This window comes from Microbacterium enclense, from assembly GCF_004022425.1.
In the GTDB taxonomy this organism is placed as follows: domain Bacteria; phylum Actinomycetota; class Actinomycetes; order Actinomycetales; family Microbacteriaceae; genus Microbacterium; species Microbacterium enclense_A.
This window is the reverse complement of record NZ_RBZY01000004.1, coordinates 55,150-72,676: the sequence shown is the minus strand read 5'-3', so window position 1 is coordinate 72,676 and position 17,527 is coordinate 55,150. Positions and strand designations below refer to the sequence as shown.

General features: G+C 69.0%; 20 protein-coding genes. 17 read left to right on the top strand and 3 right to left on the bottom strand.

What is annotated here, in order from left to right:
* The first annotated feature begins 4 nt into the window (after window positions 1-4).
* Entirely contained in the window at window positions 5-1,081 is a 1,077-nt protein-coding gene (prfA, locus tag D8Y23_RS01875; protein ID WP_128216505.1) for a peptide chain release factor 1, read from the top strand.
* Between the two features lie 151 nt (window positions 1,082-1,232).
* Here the strand turns inward: prfA and D8Y23_RS01870 are convergent, their stop codons facing one another.
* Window positions 1,233-2,636, bottom strand: coding sequence for an amidase (locus D8Y23_RS01870; RefSeq protein WP_128216473.1), 1,404 nt, complete (start codon window positions 2,634-2,636; stop codon window positions 1,233-1,235).
* 39 nt (window positions 2,637-2,675) lie between these two features.
* Here D8Y23_RS01870 and D8Y23_RS01865 point away from each other — a divergent pair, with 39 nt between their 5' ends.
* A complete protein-coding gene (locus D8Y23_RS01865) occupies window positions 2,676-3,083 on the top strand; it encodes a phage holin family protein (RefSeq protein ID WP_128216472.1) in 408 nt (135 codons plus the stop codon).
* Between the two features lie 7 nt (window positions 3,084-3,090).
* Here D8Y23_RS01865 and epsC read toward each other — a convergent pair whose 3' ends face one another.
* Both epsC and cysK read right to left on the bottom strand, forming a co-directional pair.
* Window positions 3,091-3,660 (bottom strand): serine O-acetyltransferase EpsC, encoded by a 570-nt coding sequence (gene epsC, locus D8Y23_RS01860; protein WP_128216471.1) that lies wholly within the window; start codon window positions 3,658-3,660, stop codon window positions 3,091-3,093.
* A 1-nt stretch (window position 3,661) separates the two neighbouring features.
* A complete protein-coding gene (cysK, locus tag D8Y23_RS01855) occupies window positions 3,662-4,600 on the bottom strand; it encodes a cysteine synthase A (RefSeq protein ID WP_128216470.1) in 939 nt (312 codons plus the stop codon).
* A 98-nt stretch (window positions 4,601-4,698) separates the two neighbouring features.
* Between cysK and prmC the strand changes: the two genes are divergently transcribed.
* From prmC to D8Y23_RS01780, 15 genes are all read left to right on the top strand, one after another.
* On the top strand, window positions 4,699-5,583 hold the full coding sequence (gene prmC, locus D8Y23_RS01850; protein WP_128216469.1) for a peptide chain release factor N(5)-glutamine methyltransferase: 885 nt from the start codon (window positions 4,699-4,701) through the stop codon (window positions 5,581-5,583).
* Window positions 5,584-5,621: 38 nt separating this feature from the next.
* Entirely contained in the window at window positions 5,622-6,353 is a 732-nt protein-coding gene (locus tag D8Y23_RS01845) for an L-threonylcarbamoyladenylate synthase (protein WP_128216468.1), read from the top strand.
* Window positions 6,350-7,504, top strand: a complete 1,155-nt coding sequence (locus D8Y23_RS01840) for an MraY family glycosyltransferase (protein ID WP_128216467.1) — start codon at window positions 6,350-6,352, stop codon at window positions 7,502-7,504. The genes D8Y23_RS01845 and D8Y23_RS01840 overlap by 4 nt, the downstream gene beginning before the upstream one ends.
* A complete protein-coding gene (locus D8Y23_RS01835) occupies window positions 7,501-7,962 on the top strand; it encodes a hypothetical protein (RefSeq protein ID WP_128216466.1) in 462 nt (153 codons plus the stop codon). Before D8Y23_RS01840 ends, D8Y23_RS01835 begins: the two co-directional genes overlap by 4 nt.
* Window positions 7,963-8,115: 153 nt before the next feature.
* On the top strand, window positions 8,116-8,919 hold the full coding sequence (gene atpB, locus D8Y23_RS01830; protein ID WP_240663724.1) for a F0F1 ATP synthase subunit A: 804 nt from the start codon (window positions 8,116-8,118) through the stop codon (window positions 8,917-8,919).
* 43 nt (window positions 8,920-8,962) lie between these two features.
* Complete coding sequence (gene atpE, locus D8Y23_RS01825) at window positions 8,963-9,202, top strand: F0F1 ATP synthase subunit C (RefSeq protein WP_055834851.1); 240 nt, start codon at window positions 8,963-8,965, stop codon at window positions 9,200-9,202.
* Window positions 9,203-9,230: 28 nt separating this feature from the next.
* The gene (locus tag D8Y23_RS01820) at window positions 9,231-9,788 is read left to right on the top strand and encodes a F0F1 ATP synthase subunit B (protein ID WP_128216465.1); all 558 of its coding nucleotides are present in this window, start codon (window positions 9,231-9,233) and stop codon (window positions 9,786-9,788) included.
* Window positions 9,788-10,579: a F0F1 ATP synthase subunit delta gene (locus D8Y23_RS01815; protein ID WP_128216464.1), complete on the top strand. Its 792-nt coding sequence runs from the start codon at window positions 9,788-9,790 to the stop codon at window positions 10,577-10,579. The genes D8Y23_RS01820 and D8Y23_RS01815 overlap by 1 nt, the downstream gene beginning before the upstream one ends.
* Before the next feature lie 61 nt (window positions 10,580-10,640).
* The gene (gene atpA / locus D8Y23_RS01810; protein ID WP_128216463.1) at window positions 10,641-12,272 is read left to right on the top strand and encodes a F0F1 ATP synthase subunit alpha; all 1,632 of its coding nucleotides are present in this window, start codon (window positions 10,641-10,643) and stop codon (window positions 12,270-12,272) included.
* 24 nt (window positions 12,273-12,296) lie between these two features.
* Entirely contained in the window at window positions 12,297-13,196 is a 900-nt protein-coding gene (locus D8Y23_RS01805) for a F0F1 ATP synthase subunit gamma (RefSeq protein WP_128216462.1), read from the top strand.
* A 22-nt stretch (window positions 13,197-13,218) separates the two neighbouring features.
* A complete protein-coding gene (gene atpD, locus D8Y23_RS01800; RefSeq protein ID WP_128216461.1) occupies window positions 13,219-14,667 on the top strand; it encodes a F0F1 ATP synthase subunit beta in 1,449 nt (482 codons plus the stop codon).
* A 1-nt stretch (window position 14,668) separates the two neighbouring features.
* Window positions 14,669-14,929: a F0F1 ATP synthase subunit epsilon gene (locus tag D8Y23_RS01795; protein WP_128216460.1), complete on the top strand. Its 261-nt coding sequence runs from the start codon at window positions 14,669-14,671 to the stop codon at window positions 14,927-14,929.
* A 71-nt stretch (window positions 14,930-15,000) separates the two neighbouring features.
* Complete coding sequence (yaaA, locus tag D8Y23_RS01790; protein ID WP_128216459.1) at window positions 15,001-15,750, top strand: peroxide stress protein YaaA; 750 nt, start codon at window positions 15,001-15,003, stop codon at window positions 15,748-15,750.
* A gap of 116 nt (window positions 15,751-15,866) precedes the next feature.
* A complete protein-coding gene (locus tag D8Y23_RS16670; RefSeq protein ID WP_164878101.1) occupies window positions 15,867-16,559 on the top strand; it encodes a large exoprotein in 693 nt (230 codons plus the stop codon).
* A 163-nt stretch (window positions 16,560-16,722) separates the two neighbouring features.
* Window positions 16,723-17,496, top strand: a complete 774-nt coding sequence (locus tag D8Y23_RS01780) for a PP2C family protein-serine/threonine phosphatase (protein WP_128216457.1) — start codon at window positions 16,723-16,725, stop codon at window positions 17,494-17,496.
* Window positions 17,497-17,527: the final 31 nt, after the last annotated feature.

The window sequence follows — 17,527 nt, the reverse complement described above, 5'->3', positions numbered from 1 at the left end:
CGGCATCCTCGAGTCCGTTCGCGGACTGCTCGATGAGCACCGGCAGGTCGAGCTCGAGCTGAACGACCCGGCCGTGCACGCCGACGCGGCGCGCTCGAAGCGGGTCAATCGGCGCTACGCCGAGCTGAACCGGATCGTTCACGCCTACGAGGCGTGGCAGTCCGCGTCGGACGACCTGGATGCCGCGCGCGAACTCGCCCGCGAGGACGAGGCCTTCGCCGAGGAGGTGCCCGCGCTCGAGCAGCGACGGGACGAGAGCCAGGAGCGGCTGCGGCGGCTCCTCATCCCGCGCGACCCCGACGACGCCCGTGACGTGATCATGGAGATCAAGGCGGGCGAGGGTGGCGCGGAGAGCGCACTGTTCGCGGCCGACCTCCTCCGGATGTACCTGCAGTACGCGGCATCCATGGGGTGGAAGACGGAACTACTCGAGCGCAACGAGTCCGACCTCGGCGGCTACAAGGACGTCCAGGTCGCGATCAAGGGCTCGTCGAGCGATCCCGCGCAGGGCGTGTGGGCGCACCTCAAGTACGAGGGGGGCGTGCACCGGGTGCAGCGCGTGCCGGCGACCGAGTCGCAGGGGCGCATCCACACATCGACGACCGGCGTACTCGTCTTCCCCGAGGTCGACGAGCCCGAAGAGGTCGCGATCGACCCCAACGACCTGAAGATCGACGTGTTCCGTTCGTCGGGTCCGGGCGGTCAGTCGGTCAACACGACCGACTCCGCGGTGCGCATCACGCACGTCCCGACCGGGATCGTCGTGTCGATGCAGAACGAGAAGTCGCAGCTGCAGAACCGCGAGGCCGGCATGCGCGTGCTGCGCGCCCGCCTTCTCGCCAAGCAGCAGGAGGAGCGCGACGCGCAGGCCGCCGACGCCCGCCGTTCGCAGATCCGCGGCATGGACCGTTCCGAGCGCATCCGCACCTACAACTTCCCCGAGAACCGGATCGCCGATCACCGCACGGGGTACAAGTCCTACAACCTCGATCAGGTCATGGACGGCGCGCTCGGCCCGATCATCGAGTCGGCGATCACCGCCGACGAAGAGGCCCGGCTCGCCGCCCTCTCCGAGGGCTGAGCCCGCTCGCTTCTTCCGGGCTGCCTCGGCCGCACAACTCCGGCAGATCAGCCGCGAGCCGCTGCTGCGGCCGCGAGAGCCCGCAGACCGCAGGAGTTGTGCGGTACACCGCCCCGACCCGGGCGCGGCGGTCCTCCTCGGCCGAGGAACCTCAGGCGTCCCAGAAGGGCGGGCGGGGGAGGGGGCCGCGGCGTCCCTCGAGCTGCGTCGCGAGCGCGAGCAGTGCCGCCTCGCCGCCCGGTCGGCCGATGAGCTGCACCGAGACGGGGTGTCCCGCGGCATCCGTCGCCACCGGCAGCGTCAGGGCCGGAAGGCCCGCGACGTTGACGAAGCTGGAGTACGGCGCGTACTCGACCTGCATCGCGAACGTCCGCTCGGGGTCGTGCCCGGCGTACCACCCGACCGGCCGTGGCGACTGCGCCAGCGCAGGCGTCAGCACGGCGTCGAACGCCGCGAAGTCGGCGACCGTCCGGCGTTCGAAGGCGCGGGCCTCGGTCAGTCCGCCGAGGAGATCGGGAGCCGACAGCGACCGTCCTTCGCGAACGAGCCATGCGGTGAGCGGTTCGACGGCGGTCATGTCGTCGTCGCTCAACGGGACACGGGCGGCGCTCGCCCGCCACAGCACCCGGAACAGGGCGGGATAGCCCACCGGATGCCAGTCCGCGTCGGCCACGGCATGACCGGCGTCGCTCAGCCAGGCGGTGGCCGTATCGAACGCCGCGCGGGCGGCGGGGTCGAGCACGATGTTCTCGTCGTCGTCCCACGGCGAGACGGTCGTGACGCCGATGCGAAGGCCGGGCGTCGCGCGGCGAGCGGCCTCGACGAAGGGACCGCGCCCGGGAGCCGCGGTCGCGTACGAGAACGGCGCGAGCCCGACCAGCGCGTCCAGGAGGAGTGCCGCGTCCTCGACGGCGCGCGCGATCGGCCCGGCCACGGCGAGGCCGTCGGGGGAGTCGAATCCCGAACCGATGGGGAGGCGTCCGCGCGAGGGCTTCAGGCCGACGACTCCGACGGTAGCGGACGGGATGCGGATCGATCCGCCGCCGTCCGAACCGACCGCGGCGGGGAGGAGCCCCGCGGCGACAGCGACGGCCGCGCCGCCGCTGGATCCACCGGCGCCGGTATCGGGGGCCCAGGGATTCCGGGCCGGGGCATGGATGAGCGGTTCGGTGAAGCCGGTGAGGCCGAACTCCGACGTGCTGGTCTTCCCGAGGCTCACCGCGCCCGCGGCATCCATCGCCTCGGCGAGGGCGTCCGAGACCGAGGGGACGTGGGCGAGGCGGGAACGGGAGCCGTATCGGGTGGGAACGCCGGCGCGCGCGACGAGGTCCTTCTCGGCCGAGGGCACGCCCCAGAGGGGGCCATCCGGGGACATCTCCTCCAGGGCGGCAGCGCGCGCGAGGGCGGCCTCACCGGTGATCTCCGCGAACGCACCGAGGTCGGCGAAGCGCCGGATGCGATCGAGGTAGTGCGCGGCCAGTTCGACCGGTCCGATCTCCCCGGCTCGCAGGGCGGCGATCTGGGCGGCGAGCGACAGATCGTGCGGGCGCGTCATCCTCCGAGCCTACGGCCGACGCTCCGCTAGCCTCACAGCATGAAGACCTGGTTGTTCCGCGTCGTGATCTACCTCGCCTCGGCGGCGGCGGGTCTCGTCCTCGCCGACCTGTTCGTCGACGGCTTCCGCATCTCGTGGCTCGACGTGTGGGGCTTCCTGGTGGCGATCGTGGTCTTCGCCGTCGTGCAGAGCCTTGCGACGCCACTCGTGACCCGTCTCGCGCGCAAGCGCGCGCCGCTGCTCCTCGGCGGCATCGGCATCATCGCGACGTTCGTGTCGCTGCTGGTCGTCGTGCTGCTGCCGTCCGCGGGGGTGCGGATCACGACGGTCGGCGCCTGGTTCTTGGCGCCGCTGGTCGTCTGGATCGTATCGGCGGTCGTGACGGGGGTGCTGACCGTGCTTCTGATCGACCGGCCCGCGCGGGCATCGGTCACGGCGAAGCGCTGAACGCCGGTCAGATCCAGTACTCGGGTGCCGTGAGCAGAGCCCGAGTGTCTTCGCTCGGACGACGCGCGCGCGGCTTGGCGGGTACGCCCACGAGCACGCTCTCGGCCGGCGCATCGCGGGTGACGACGGCGTTCGCGCCGACCAGACTGTGCGCGCCGATCGTGATCGGACCGAGGATCTTCGCCCCGGCGCCGACCGCGACTCCATCGTGCAGCGTCGGGTGCCGCTTGCCGCCCTCGCGCTGGCGGCCGCCGAGGGTGACGCCGTGGTAGAGCATGACGTCGTCGCCCACTTCGGCCGTCTCTCCGATCACGACCCCCATGCCGTGATCGATGAAGAAGCGCCGGCCGATGACGGCGCCGGGGTGGATCTCGACTCCGGTCAGCCAGCGCGCCACCTGCGACAGCGCTCGCGCGGGGAAGCGCAGGCCGCGCAGCCACAAACGGTGCGCCACCCGGTACGCCCACACGGCGTGGAGGCCGGGGTACAACAACGCGATCTCGACGCCACCGCGCGCCGCGGGGTCGCGCAGTTTGGCCGCGGCGACGTCCTCGCGGATGCGGGAGAGAACCCCCACGTCAGTTGTCGCGCAGGTCTTCGTAGAGGGCGGTGGAGAGGTAGCGCTCGCCGTACGACGGGATGATGACGACGATGTTCTTCCCCTCGGCCTCGGGGCGTCGCGCGATCTCGAGTGCGGCCCAGATCGCCGCGCCGGAGGACATGCCGACGAGGATGCCGTCCTTGGCCGCGGTCTCGCGCGCCAGGCGGATGGCGTCGTCGAACTCGACGTCGATGACCTCGTCGATGATGTCGCGGTCGAGGATCGCCGGCACGAAGTTCGGCCCGATGCCCTGGATCTTGTGCGGGCCGGGGTGTCCCTTCGTGAGGATGGGCGAGTCGGCGGGCTCCACGGCGACGACCTTGACGCCCGGGATGCGCTCCTTCAACACCTGGCCGACGCCGGTGATGGTGCCGCCCGTGCCGATCCCGGCGACGAAGTAGTCGACCTTGCCGTCGGTGTCGCGGAGGATCTCCTCGGCAGTGGTCTTGCGGTGGATCTCGGGGTTCGCCTCGTTCTCGAACTGGCGCGCCCACACGGCACCTGGGGTCTCGGAGACGATGCGCTTGGCCTCCTCGACCGCGAACGACATCCCCTTGGTGGGGTCGGTGAGCACGAGCTCCGCGCCGAACGCCCGGAGCAGGACGCGACGCTCCTTCGACATGGACGCCGGCATCGTCAGGATGACCTTGTACCCGCGTGCGGCGCCGACCATCGCCAGCGCGATGCCGGTGTTGCCGCTCGTCGACTCGACGAGCGTGCCGCCGGGCTTCAACTCGCCGGAGGCTTCGGCCGCGTCGACGATCGCGATCCCCAGGCGGTCCTTGACGCTGGAGGCGGGGTTGTAGAACTCGAGCTTGGCCAGGATCTGGCCCCCGGCGCCTTCCGCGACACGGTTCAGGCGCACCAGAGGGGTGTCGCCGAACGCTGAGGTGATGTCGGTGTGGATGCCGGGCATGGCTCGCCTTTCGCCGTCGGTCGGATCGCGACAATCCTAGGTGAGGCGCCGGCCGCGGGTCCGTGTGTGACGACGCGCGACTAGGCTCGGGACCCGTCATGCCCGAAACCGTCTCGTCCTCCACGCCGTCCGTCGGTGACGTCCTCCACGCCACGGCCGCGCGCTTCGCGTCGGCCGGCATCCCCGACCCCCGGGTGGATGCCGAACTCCTCCTCGCCCATGTCCTCTCGACCTCGCGCGGGGGAGTGCAGGCCGCTGCCATCCGCGGTGACCGGCTCCCCGAGACCGCCGCGGCCGCGCTCGCGCCGCTCGTGGATCGGCGCTCGGCCCGGGAACCCCTGCAGCACCTCACCGGCGTGGCGCCCTTCCGCTCGATGGAACTGGCCGTCGGGCCGGGGGTGTTCGTCCCGCGCCCCGAGACCGAGATGGTGGCGCAGCTGGCGATCGACGCGCTCCGGTCTGCGGCATCCCCCTCCCCGATCGCGGTCGATCTCGGCACGGGAAGCGGCGCGATCGCGCTCGCGATGGCGACCGAGGTCCCGCATGCCCGCGTGTTCGCGGCCGAGAACTCCGTCGACGCCTTCATCTGGACGAGGGAGAACGTCGCCCGCATCGGCGCGACGAACGTGACGCTCGCGTTCATCGACCTCGCCGAGGCCTTCCCTGACCTCGATGGAACGGTGTCGGTGGTGGCATCCAACCCTCCATACGTTCCCGACGACGCGATCCCGCGCGATCCCGAGGTGCGTCTGTACGACCCTCCGGCGGCACTGTACGGCGGCCCGGACGGACTGGATGCCGTGCGCGTGCTCAGCCGCGTCGGCCTGCGGCTGGCGCACGCCGGCGGCACCATCGTCATCGAGCACGGCGAGTGGCAGGGCGCGGCCATCCGCGCGATCCTCGCCGCCGACGGGTGGCTGGCGGCGGCGACGCACCCGGATCTGACCACGCGCGACCGCGCCACAACGGCGATCCGCCCCTGACCGCGCGCGCGGCTGCACGTCGGTAGACTGTGCGCGACATGTCACCCGTCTACGACTGCCGTGACGAGTCGCAGCTGCTCTCCGGGATGCGCCACGCGCGTCAGGCGATCGGTCGAGGCGAACTCGTCGTGCTCCCCACCGACACCGTCTACGGAATCGCCGCAGACGCCTTCAACGCGCGCGCCGTCGCGGGCCTGCTCGAGGCGAAGGGACGCGGCCGTCAGCAGCCGCCGCCCGTCCTCGTGCCCGGTGTCGGGACGCTCCGCGCCCTCGTCGCCGACGTGCCCGCCGCGGTCGACGATCTCGTTCACGCCTTCTGGCCGGGTGGGCTGACGATCGTCCTGCCCGCGCAGCCGTCGCTGTCGTGGGACCTCGGCGACACCAACGGGACGGTCGCCGTCCGCATGCCCGCGCAGAACCTGACGCTGGAGCTGCTCGAAGAGACGGGGCCGCTCGCGGTGTCGAGCGCCAACCGCACGGGCATGCCGGCGGCTGTGAGCATCGACGAGGCTCGCGACATGCTCGGTGACAGCGTCGCCGCCTACCTCGACGCCGGTCCCAGTGAGTGGGGCTTCGCCTCGACCATCGTGGATGCCACGACCCTCGTCGGCGGTGCCGAGCCGCGGGTCCGCGTCCTCCGCGAGGGAACCGTCTCGCGGACGCGGCTGCGCGAGGTCCTCGGCGACCTGTTGGAGCCCGACCCTGAGACGGGTACCGCGGGGGCTTCCGACCCGGTAGCGGCCTCGGATTCCGAGGCGCCGGGTCCGTGACCCAGTACCTCCTCACCATCCTGTTCACGGCGGCGGTGACTCTGGCGCTGTCGTGGGTGGTGTGGAAGCTCGCTCTGCGCTTCAAGCTGTATCCCGGCATCCGGGATCGTGACGTCCACACGACGCCGACGCCGCGACTCGGCGGGGTCGCGATGTTCCTCGGCGTCGTCGCCGCGTTCGCGCTCTCCAGCCGCAACCCCTATTTCGCCATCTTCTGGACCGACCCGGTTCCCGTGCTCTCCCTGTTGGGCGCGGTGCTCCTCATCGTGCTCGTCGGCGTGGCCGACGACCTCTGGGATCTCGACTGGATGATCAAGCTCGGGGCGCAGTTCGTCGCGGCCGGCATCATCGCCTGGTTCGGACAGCTGCAGATCCTGTCGCTCCCCATCGGGGCGCTGACGGTGGGGTCGAGCTGGGTGAGCTTCCTGCTGACGGTGTTCGCTCTGGTCGTGGTCATGAACGCGGTCAATTTCATCGACGGCTTGAACGGTCTGGTCGCGGGCGTCTGCCTCATCGCCAACGGCGTGTTCTTCGCCTACTCGTACCTTCTCGTGCGCGACACCGGTGCGAGCACGTACTTCAATCTGGCATCCTTCATCGCCGCCGTCCTCATCGGTGCGTGCCTGGGCTTCCTGCCGATGAACTGGACGCCCGCGAAGCTGTTCATGGGCGACTCCGGGGCGCTCATGCTGGGCTTGCTGATGGCCAGTTCGGCGGTCGCGATCACGGGGCAGCTCGACCCCGCCGTACTCGACCCCGAACAGCTCGGTCGCTCGCAGCTCCTCGGTGCCTTCATCCCGATCCTGCTACCGGTGGTCATCGTGCTGCTGCCCCTGGTGGACTTCGGACTCGCCGTCATCCGACGCCAGTGGGCCGGCCGCTCGCCGTTCTCGCCGGATCGCAAGCACCTGCACCACCGCATGCTCGACATGGGCCACAGCGACCGTGATGCCGTCCTGATCTTCTACGCGTGGACCGCCGTGGTGAGCCTGTCGTTCCTGCTCATGTACATCGGCACGCAGCAGAGCTGGCCCGGCGACTACCTCATCGGCATCGCCTTCGGGCTCGTCGGCGTCGTCGCCTGCGCAGTGCTCACCGTTCTCCCGTCCGGGCGCCTCGCGCGCCGACCCATCCGTGAGGAGTCTCGATGACCGCCCCCCTCTCCAGCACCCCCGTCCTGCGTGCCACCCTGTTGTGGTCGGCGGTGGTGACCGGCGTCGTGCTCGTCCTCGCCGTCGTCATCGGCACCCTCGTCGCCGGCGGGGCAGGGGCGGCGAGCGGCGGCATCGGAGCGGGAGTCGGGGCGATCTTCCCGGCTCTGACGGCGGTGAGCATCCTCATCGCCAACCGCTTCTACGGTCATCCCGCCTGGTTGCAGATCTTCTTCGGCGTCGTCCTCGGCGGATGGCTCCTGAAGTTCGTCCTGGTGATCGTCGCGTTCTTCCTCCTGCTCCGGGTGGAATGGATCGTGCCGCCGGTGTTCTTCTTCGCCCTCCTGGCGACGGCCGTGAGTTCGCTCGTGGTCGACCTCGTGGTCATCTCCCGCATGCGCCTTCCGGCGGTTTCCGAGACCGTTCTGCCGCAGCGGAGCGACCCCGATGAGGTCTGACCACATCGGGATGCCGCAAATCCGGCGATCTTTGATACTGTGTTCCTACGCACCTCGGCCGGTGTGCGGCGGTGACGCCGAGGCCCCGGGGAGAGCCGTTTCCCACCCTCCCCGAACCACTTCAACCCGGTTCGAGAAGCTGGAGCCACCCCGTTGACTCAGGCGAATTCGATCGCGCACGCTGCTGACGCGCCTTACTTCTCCCCGCCCTCCATCTCGGACTTCTTCCCGCCCGAGTTGCTGTTCGCCGGCACGCCCTTCGCGATCACGCGCATCACGCTGGTGCAGCTGCTCGCGACGGCGCTGATCGTCGCCCTGATCGTGCTGGGAACGCGCCGCATGCGCGTCGTTCCCGGCCGCCTGCAGAGCGTCATGGAGCTCGGTTTCGGATTCATCCGCGAGCAGATCGCCTACCAGGTCCTCGGCGAGAAGGACGGCAAGCGGTTCCTGCCGCTTCTGACCGCGATGTTCTTCACGATCATGGCGCTGAACCTCACCGGCGTGATCCCCTTCCTGAACATCCCTGGCACCTCGGTCGCCGGTGCGCCGTTGGTGTTCGCGCTCACGGCCTACGTGGCCTTCGTCTACGCCGGTATCCGCCGTCACGGCGTGGGCCACTTCCTGAAGAACTCGCTCGTGCCCAGCGGCGTTCCGAAGGCGCTCATCCCGATCATCGCCGTCGTCGAGCTGATCTCGGTGTTCATCGCCCGGCCGGTCTCGCTCTTCCTCCGACTGCTGCTGAACATGATCGTCGGCCACCTCATGCTGGTGCTGTTCTTCTCGGCGACCAACTTCTTCTTCTTCAGCTTCAACTGGCTGACCCCGCTGGCGGCAGGAACGCTCACGCTGGGGCTCGCGTTCACTCTCTTCGAGGTGTTCGTGGCTCTCCTGCAGGCCTACGTCTTCACGATCCTCACCGCGGTCTACATCCAGCTCGCGGTGGCGGAAGAGCACTGACGATCTGCCGCCTGGCTGATCGCCCTACGAAAGGAAACCCTCAGTGGACGCAACGACGATTCTCGCTCAGGTCACGGGCAACATCGCGACCGTGGGCTACGGTCTCGCTGCCATCGGCCCGGCCATCGGTCTCGGCATCATGATCGGCAAGACCATCGAGTCGACCGCCCGTCAGCCCGAGCTCGCCGGTCGCCTGCAGACCACCATGTTCATCGGTGTCGCCTTCATCGAGATCCTCGCGCTGATCGGCATCGCCACGCCCTTCATCTTCGGCGCGCTCTGACCGCCCGATCCACGAGTAAGGAGACAGGATGCTTCAGGCTCTTGTCACGGTCGCAGCCGAAGAGGGTCACAGCGGCGGTAATCCGCTTCTGCCCGCGGTCTACGACATCACCTGGTCGCTGGTCTGCTTCGTCATCATCGGCTTCGTGGTCTGGCGCATCGCGCTGCCGCGGATGGCGAAGGTTCTCGACGCGCGCAGCGCCGCCATCGAGGGCAACATCGCCAAGGCCGATGAGGCGCAGCGCGAGGCCGAGGCCGCGCTCGAGCAGTACACCGCTCAGCTCGCCGCGGCGCGCAAGGAAGCCGGTGAGATCCGCGAGGCCGCCCGTGAGGACGGCAAGAAGATCGTCGCCGAGGCGAAGGAAACCGCGTCCAGCGAGGCCGCACGCCTCACCGCTGCTGCGCACGCGCAGATCGAAGCCGAGCGTCAGTCGACCCTCGTCTCGCTGCGCGCCGAGGTGGGCACGCTGGCCGTCGACCTCGCCGGAAACGTCATCGGTGAGACGCTCTCCGACGACGCCCGTGCGCAGGCCGTGGTCGACCGCTTCCTCGCCGAGCTCGAAGCCTCCGAGAAGGCGGCCCAGTAATGGGCAGCGCGACCACTCAGGCGCGGACCGCGACCACCGAGGCGCTGACGGCGACCCCGGGCGTCGACCTCGACGTCGCCCGCGAGCTCTTCGCGGTCGTCGGCGCCGTGAGCGGGTCGGCGCAGTTGAGCGGCGCGCTGTCCGACCCGACAGCACCGGCTGCCGCTCGCGAGGGACTGGTGACCGCGGTCTTCGGTTCGACGTTCCGCGAGCCGACCGTCTCGCTCCTGCGTCGCGCTGCGGAGCAGCGGTGGTCGAACGCCGCCGAGTTCGTGGACGGGTTGGAAGAACTCGCCGTCCGAGCGGCCGCGGTGGCCGATCGGTCCGTCGACATCGAGGGCGAGCTCTTCCAGTTCTCCCGCACGGTGTCGTCGAACGGCGAGCTCGAACTCGCGCTGGGTGGTCGTATGGGCGACTCTTCGGCGAAGGTCTCGCTCGTGTCGACCCTCCTCGAGGGACGCGCGAGCGCCGCGACGACCCTCATCGTCTCGTCCCTCGTGCAGCAGGCCCGCGGTCGTCGTATCCGTGCGCTCCTGCGGCGCGCGGAGGCCATCGTGGCCGATCAGCGCTCGAGCATCGTCGCGACGGTCTCCGCTGCGGCCCCCCTGAGCGCTGAGCAGCAGACCCGTCTGCAGAACGCGTTGCGCGCGCGGTACGGCGCAGCGGTCAGCCTGAACACTGTGATCGACCCGACGGTGGTAGGCGGCCTGCGCGTGCAGATCGCCGACGACGTCATCGACGCGAGCGTGTCCGCACGACTCGCCGACCTTCGCCAGCGCATCGCCGGCTAAGACTTTCCCGCCCGAGCGGGTGGAGATCTGGGGGCTCGCGCCCCACGAACGAAGGAAGACAATGGCAGAACTCTCTATCAGCCCCGACGTCATCCGTGACGCGCTGAAGGACTTCGTCAACGCCTACGAGCCGACGGGCGCGGGTGCGACCGAGGTCGGCACCGTCGTCGACGCGGCCGACGGCATCGCTCACGTCGAGGGACTGCCCGGCGTCATGGCGAACGAACTCATCCGCTTCGGTGACGGCACGCTGGGTCTCGCGCAGAACCTGGACGAGCACGAGATCGGTGTCGTCGTCCTCGGCGAGTTCTCCGGCATCGAGGAAGGCCAGAGCGTCACCCGCACCGGCGAGGTCCTCTCGGTCGGCGTCGGCGACGGCTACCTGGGTCGTGTCGTCGACCCGCTGGGCAACCCGATCGACGGTCTCGGCGAGATCGCGACCGAGGGCCGCCGCGCCCTCGAGCTGCAGGCGCCGGGCGTCATGCAGCGCAAGAGCGTTCACGAGCCCCTTCAGACCGGCATCAAGGCGATCGACGCGATGATCCCCGTCGGTCGTGGCCAGCGCCAGCTCATCATCGGCGACCGCCAGACCGGCAAGACGGCCATCGCGATCGACACGATCATCAACCAGAAGGCCAACTGGGAGTCGGGCGACGTCAACAAGCAGGTCCGCTGCATCTACGTCGCCATCGGTCAGAAGGGTTCGACGATCGCCTCCGTCAAGGGAGCGCTCGAAGACGCCGGAGCGATGGAGTACACCACCATCGTCGCCGCCCCCGCGTCCGACCCCGCCGGCTTCAAGTACCTCGCTCCGTACACGGGCTCTGCCATCGGGCAGCACTGGATGTACGGCGGCAAGCACGTCCTCATCATCTTCGACGACCTGTCGAAGCAGGCCGAGGCCTACCGTGCCGTTTCGCTGCTCCTCCGTCGCCCGCCGGGCCGTGAGGCGTACCCCGGCGACGTGTTCTACCTGCACTCGCGTCTGCTCGAGCGTTGCGCCAAGCTGTCCGACGAGCTCGGCGCGGGTTCGATGACGGGTCTGCCCATCATCGAGACCAAGGCCAACGACGTCTCGGCGTACATTCCGACCAACGTGATCTCGATCACCGACGGCCAGATCTTCCTTCAGTCCGACCTCTTCAACGCGAACCAGCGCCCCGCGGTCGATGTCGGCATCTCGGTGTCGCGCGTCGGCGGTGACGCCCAGGTGAAGTCGATCAAGAAGGTTTCCGGAACGCTGAAGCTCGAGTTGGCGCAGTACCGCTCGCTCGAGGCGTTCGCGATGTTCGCGAGCGACCTCGACGCGGCCTCGCGTCGCCAGCTGGCTCGTGGTGCGCGTCTGACCGAGCTGCTGAAGCAGCCGCAGTACTCGCCGTACCCGGTCGAGGAGCAGGTCGTCTCGATCTGGGCCGGAACCAACGGCAAGCTCGACACCATCGAGGTGTCCGACGTGCTGCGCTTCGAGAGCGAGCTGCTGGACTACCTGCGTCGTAACTCGACGGTCCTCGACACGCTGCGCGAGACCAACGCGCTGGGTGACGACACGGTCGCCGAGCTCGAGAAGAAGATCGACGAGTTCATCCTCGAGTTCCAGCCGGGCACCGACCAGGGCGTCGTGGGCGCCGAACAGGTCGAGGCGGCCGAGGCCGAGGACGTCAACCAGGAGCGGATCGTCAAGGGCCGTCGCTGATAGCGGCGACACGAGAACGGAATCATGGGCGCACAACTGCGGGTCTACAAGCAGAAGATCAGTTCTGCTCAGACGACCAAGAAGATCACGAAGGCGATGGAGCTCATCGCGGCTTCGCGCATCCAGAAGGCGATGACGCGTGTGCGCGCGGCGTCGCCCTTCGCGCGAGCCGTGACGAGCGCTGTCTCCGCGGTGGCCACGCACTCCTCGATCGACCACCCGTTGACGACCGAGCGCGAGAACATCCGCCGCTCCGCCGTGGTGATCTTCACCTCTGACCGCGGCCTCGCCGGCGCATTCAACTCGCAGATCCTCCGCGAGGGTCTCGAGCTGGCCGAGCTCCTCCGCTCGCAGGGCAAAGAGGTCGTCTTCTACCTCGTGGGGCGAAAGGCCGTCGGATACTTCCAGTTCCGGCGCATGCCGAGCGTCGCGCAGTGGGTCGGCGACACCGACACCCCGCAGTTCTCCACGGCGGAGGCGATCTCGGATGCCGTCCTGGAGGCCTACCGCGCGGGCGGCGAGAACGAGGGCGTCGACGAGATCCACCTCGTGTACAACCGCTTCGTCAGCATGATGACGCAGTCGCCGGAGTCCGTCCGGCTGCTGCCGCTCGAGGTGCTGGAGGCGCACGAGGCCCCGGCGCAGTCGGAGACCTACCCGCTCTACGAGTTCGAGCCGGACGCCGAGACCGTTCTCGACGCGCTCCTGCCGGTCTACATCCAGAGCCGCATCTTCAATGCCCTTCTGCAGTCCTCGGCCGCCAAGCACGCCGCGACGCAGAAGGCGATGAAGTCGGCCAGTGACAACGCCGACAAGCTCATCACCGACTACACCCGCCTGCGCAACAACGCGCGTCAGGCGGAGATCACGCAGCAGATCGCCGAGATCGTCGGCGGCGCCGATGCTCTGGCATCCGGCAAGTAAGTCCCCAAGGAGAGAAGAAGCCATGAGCCTCACCGCCGAGAAGACCGACGCGGCTGTCGTCGGCCGCGTCGCGCGTGTCACCGGGCCCGTCGTCGACATCGAGTTCCCGCACGACGCGATCCCCGAGATCTACAACGCGCTGAAGACCACCATCACCATCGGTGACGACTCCACCGAGATCACGCTCGAGGTCGCGCAGCACCTCGGCGACGACCTCGTGCGCGCCATCGCACTGAAGCCCACCGACGGCATCGTCCGCGGACAGGAAGTTCGTGACACCCGCGGCCCCATCTCGGTGCCGGTCGGCGACGTCACCAAGGGCAAGGTGTTCGACGTCACCGGCGAGGTGCTCAACGCCGCTCCCGGTGAGACCATCGAGGTCACCGAGCGCTGGGGCATCCACCGCAAGGCGCCGAGCTTCGACCAGCTCGAGTCGAAGACCGAGATGTTCGAGACGGGCATCAAGTCGATCGACCTCCTGACCCCCTACGTGCAGGGTGGAAAGATCGGCCTCTTCGGTGGTGCCGGTGTCGGCAAGACCGTCCTCATCCAGGAGATGATCCAGCGCGTCGCGCAGGACCACGGCGGTGTGTCGGTGTTCGCCGGTGTCGGCGAGCGCACCCGCGAGGGCAACGACCTCATCGGTGAGATGGAGGAGGCGGGCGTCTTCGACAAGACCGCGCTCGTCTTCGGCCAGATGGACGAGCCGCCGGGGACGCGCCTGCGCGTCGCGCTGTCCGCGCTGACGATGGCGGAGTACTTCCGCGACGTGCAGAAGCAGGACGTGCTGTTGTTCATCGACAACATCTTCCGCTTCACGCAGGCCGGTTCCGAGGTGTCGACGCTGCTCGGTCGTATGCCCTCCGCCGTGGGGTACCAGCCGAACCTCGCCGACGAGATGGGCGTTCTCCAGGAGCGCATCACGTCGACGCGCGGCCACTCCATCACGTCGCTCCAGGCGATCTACGTCCCGGCCGACGACTACACCGACCCGGCCCCCGCGACCACGTTCGCGCACCTGGATGCCACGACCGAGCTCTCGCGTGAGATCGCGTCGAAGGGTCTGTACCCGGCCATCGACCCGCTGACCTCGACGAGCCGCATCCTCGACCCGCGGTACATCGGCGCCGACCACTACCGCGTGGCCACGGCGGTCAAGCAGATCCTCCAGAAGAACAAGGAACTGCAGGAGATCATCGCGATCCTCGGTGTCGACGAGCTGTCCGAGGAAGACAAGATCGTCGTGTCGCGTGCGCGCCGCATCCAGCAGTTCCTCTCGCAGAACACCTACATGGCGAAGAAGTTCACCGGCGTCGAGGGCTCCACGGTCCCGATCAAGGAGACGATCGAGTCGTTCGACGCCATCGTCAAGGGTGACTTCGACCACGTCGCCGAGCAGGCGTTCTTCAACGTCGGTGGTATCGCGGACGTCGAGGCCAAGTGGGCGCAGATCCAGAAGGAGAACGGCTGAGATGCCGCTGCGCGTGAACCTCGTCTCGGCCGAAGCCGAGGTCTGGACCGGTGAGGCGACGCTCGTCGTGGCCAAGACGGTCGAGGGCGAGATCGGTTTCATGCAGGGTCACGAGCCCGTGCTCGCCATCCTCGCCCAGGGCGAGGTCCGCATCACGGGCGTCGATGGAACCAAGACCATCGCCAGTGCCGAGGACGGGTTCCTGTCGATGGCGGACGACGAGCTGACGATCGTCGCCGGTCACGCTTCGCTCGTCTCCTGACACTCCCTCTCTCACGACGCGCGTCGTCCGGTTCGCCGGGCGGCGCGCGTCGCTCGTTCTCCCGAGGTCGCATGCTCGTTCTCCTTCCCCCGTCCGAGACCAAACGCCCCGCCGGCGACGGCGCTCCGATCGACCTGGGCATGCTCGCCCTCCCGTCACTCCGCGCGCAGCGCGAGGAGGTCGTGGACGCATTGGTCGCGCTGAGCGCCGACGAAGAGGCGTCCCTTCGCGTGCTCAAGCTCAGCGCGCGCCGCCGACACGAGGTCGCCCACAATGCCGCCCTGCGGTCTGCGCCCACGCTCCCCGCGGTCGATCGGTATACAGGCGTGCTCTTCGATGCCCTGGATGCCGAGACCCTCGACGCGAGCGCCCGTTCGTGGCTGGGTGCTCACGTCCTCATCCATTCGGCGCCGTTCGGCCCGGTGGGGGCGCTCGATGGAATTCCGATGTACCGCCTCTCGGCGTCGACCTCGCTTCCCGGTGCGCCGTCGCCGCGGAACATCTGGAGGGATGCCGTGTCCACGGCGATCCGAGAAGTCACGCCGGGCTTCGTCCTGGATCTCCGGTCCGAGGCGTACGCCGCCCTCGGCCCTGTCCCGGCAGGCGTCGACGGGGTGTACGTCCGCGTGGTCTCCGCGGGTGCGGATGGAACGGTGCGGGCGCTCAACCACCTCAACAAGAGAGCGAAGGGTGAGCTCACGCGCGCGCTGGCCACCATGCGGGCGGACATCGCGTCCCGGGCCGACTTGCTCCACTGGGCGCGGTCGTCCGGGGTCGTGGTGCGCGACGGGGCAGCGGGCGAGGTGGAAGTGCTGGTCTGACCTTCGCGAACCGGGTACTTTCAGCGAACATTCAGGTTCGCTACCATGACCTACACGGGAGACTCCCGTCCGTAATTCGGGCGCCCGTGTGCACCCGACCCGAGAGGAACTTCGTCATGATCCATCTGGCTTACTACGACTACGGCGCCGGCGACGCCGCGTCGGCCGCTGCCTTCCTGATCCTCGGCCTCTTCGGCTTCCTCTTCGCCATCGTGGCCTACGTCATCAGTGCCTTCCTTCTGTCGAAGGTCTTCGAGAAGGCGGGCGTACAGGGCAAGTGGCGCGCCTGGGTGCCGATCTACAACTACCTCGTCCTGGCCAAGCTCGGCGACTTCTCGCCGTGGGTGATCCTCGGGCTCGTGGTCGCCTCGGCCATCCCGGTCCTGCAGTACCTGGCGGGTCTGGCACTGTTCGTCGCCTTGATCATGGTGGCGTACCGGGTGAACGCGAAGTTCGGCCGCGACTGGCCGATCCTGCTGTTGTTCATCCTCGGGCCGCTCGGCCAGTGGATCTGGCTCGGCATCCTCGCCTTCGGCAGCAACCCCTGGAACCCGAACATCCAGCCCTCGCCGTGGGCGAACTCGTTCCTCGCGGACAAGACGGTCTGGAACGGCATCCCGGTACAGCCCGGTCAGCAGGTGCAGGCACCGCCCGCCACAGGAGGCTACGGTGCGCCGGCCGCCGGTTACGCACCGCCCGCTCAGCCCTACAGCCCGCCGCAGACGCCACCGGCGGCCGGCACCACGCCGCCGCCACCCGCGCCGCCGGCAGGACCGACGCCGCCTCCGCCGGCGGGTCCCCAGTCCTGACCGCACGCCGTGGGCTCCCCGCGTGAACGGCGGGGAGCCCAGGGGGATCCGGGCCGCCGGCGCCGCGCCCGGCGGCGTCCCGAGGCGACGTCCGCGTGTCGACTAGGATGACAGAGCCGTGCGTTCCCGCCGGCGAAGATGTCGGCCAACCGGAGGATCGTTCGTGCCCGAGGTGACCACCCATTCGCGGACTGTCCCGGTCACGGGCGGCGCGCTCGACCTCTCCTGGGCGGCGACCACCGACACCGGCAAACGTCGCGAGGTCAACCAGGACGCCGTCCTGGCGGAGTTCCCGCTCTTCGTCGTCGCCGACGGGATGGGCGGGCACCTGGGAGGCGAGATCGCGAGCGCCAGTACCGTCGAACGGCTGCGCGCGGTCGTCGAGGGCGGCACCGTCTCCCCGAAGAACATCGAGAAGGCCCTTTCGCGCGCGGTGAAAGACATCGTCGCCCACCCCGGGACCACCGACGAGGGGACGGGAACGACCCTCACGGGCCTGTACCTCGAAGCGGCCGGTGACGAACCGCACTGGGTGACGTTGAACATCGGCGACTCCCGTGTCTATCTCCTGCGCGATGACGACATCGTCCAGATCACGACCGACCACTCGGTCGTGCAAGAGCTCATCGCCGCCGGCCGGCTGAGCCCGGAAGAGGCCGAGAACCACCCCTACGGGAACGTGATCACGCGTGCCGTCGGACCGAGTGACAGCGTCAAACCCGACTACCTCCGCCTCGAGGTGCTCGACGGCGACCGCTTCGTCATCTGCTCGGACGGGCTGACGAAGGAACTCACCGATTTCGGCATCCGTCACTTCCTCGAGGCGAACCCCGACCCGGCCGATGCTGTCGAGGCCATGATGGCGGCGGCGCTCGAGAACGGCGGCCGCGACAACATCACCATTGTCGTGCTCGACGTCACCCGACGCGCCGCCTGACCGGCGGTGCTTGACCCGGGGGCCTGCTGAC